1 tRNA gene, 2 rRNA genes and 1 pseudogene are annotated in these 1,543 nt (G+C 38.0%); all 4 read right to left on the bottom strand.

From position 1 onward, the window contains the following. Positions 1–91: 91 nt before the first annotated feature. A pseudogene (locus BHE89_RS16870) lies at positions 92–878 on the bottom strand (endonuclease/exonuclease/phosphatase family protein). A gap of 216 nt (positions 879–1,094) precedes the next feature. Continuing rightward, positions 1,095–1,171, bottom strand: a tRNA-Asp gene (locus BHE89_RS16875). 49 nt (positions 1,172–1,220) lie between these two features. Beyond that, positions 1,221–1,337 (bottom strand): 5S ribosomal RNA (gene rrf / locus BHE89_RS16880). Between the two features lie 116 nt (positions 1,338–1,453). Beyond that, positions 1,454–1,543, bottom strand: a 23S ribosomal RNA gene (locus tag BHE89_RS16885); the annotation flags it as partial.

The raw sequence follows: 1,543 nt of genomic DNA on the forward strand, positions 1-1,543 counted from the left end.
GATTAATAAACTATTTATAAAATAATAATACTAATTGATACTTGATACAATCATATATATTTTAAATATTAACCATCGTTATCATCACTAATTAATAAAATGTCGCAATTAAAGGATGGTGATCTGAAGCATCGGTGATCACAACTTCAGCATTATTCAGTGATAGTCCTCGATAAAAAAATATAATCTAACGGCTTACCAAATGCCTTGGTACGCCAATCGTTATCAAAAATAACCTCTTTAAGTCTTAACCTTCTTGCAAAACGTTTAATACATTCACTCTTGGACGACTCCATGCATTAAAATCACCAGCAAGAATAATGGGACCTTTATGATTCATTATATGAATAGATAAATTACTTAATTGACGCTGATACACATCAACACCAAAACTAAAATTAATTGCATGTACATTAATTACCATTAAATGATCGCCCGTAATTAATGGGTATACCGTAATTAATGCTGATTTAGCCAGTCGTAAAAAAAGGCTCTTTCTCTCTAAGAGGACAGCAATAAATAGGATGGGAACTTGATAATGTCATCACACCTGCGGGGTGTTGTTGAAAAGCCAAAGCAGGGACTTGATCTGCAATTAAATGGTGAGTTCCAGCAAAACGAACAAGCTCTGGTGTGGTTTGTGCTTCTTGCAACAGAAGTAAATGCGTATCTGTTGAGAGCGTTTCCAACATATTACGCCAATTGAGTCGTTGCTGTTTATAAATATTCCAAACGGCAATTTTTAGAAGGCCGTCTGTGTAAAGAGGCATTCCGATAGGTAAAGTATCCTTACTTTCACTTAAAGGCGGGCTGGGTTCAATCCTCTCAACAGGTTGACCTGCCACAAAACGCACTGAATAAGTTGGTTTTTTCGCCATTAGCAACCTCAGATAAACAGCAAGATATCTTGCTATAACTAAAGTATACCAAAGGCAAGCTTTACTCTCATCCTTAAAAGGACACTATAATCAACAAAAGTAATTATTTTTATATATAACAGTTATATTTACTTAAAATTATCTGAATTAACTTAAGTTTTATTCTAAATTTTAAGCAAAAAAAACCTAAGTCATTAGACTTAGGTTTCTTAATGTTGGCGGAACGGACGGGACTCGAACCCGCGACCCCCTGCGTGACAGGCAGGTATTCTAACCAACTGAACTACCGCTCCGCGTATTCTTTTGCGATTAATGTTATTTAACACTAATGCTTTAATTAATGCCTGGCAGTTCCCTACTCTCACATGGGGAGACCCCCACACTACCATCGGCGCTACAACGTTTCACTTCTGAGTTCGGCATGGGATCAGGTGGGACCGTTGCGCTATGGCCGCCAAGCAAATTCTGTTTTATTACCCGTCACTCACCCTTCAACGGCTCGTCACCAGTAATTATCAATCTTAAACAAGCTTACTTCATCGTTTCGTCTCTCTGACAAAACACCTTCGGTGTGTCAGGTTAAGCCTCACGGTTCATTAGTACTGGTTAGCTCAACGTATCGCTACGCTTACACACCCAGCCTATCAACGTCTTAGTCTTAAACG

Origin of the sequence: Shigella sp. FC1967, assembly GCF_001743005.1 — a bacterium.
Classification (GTDB): domain Bacteria; phylum Pseudomonadota; class Gammaproteobacteria; order Enterobacterales; family Enterobacteriaceae; genus Proteus.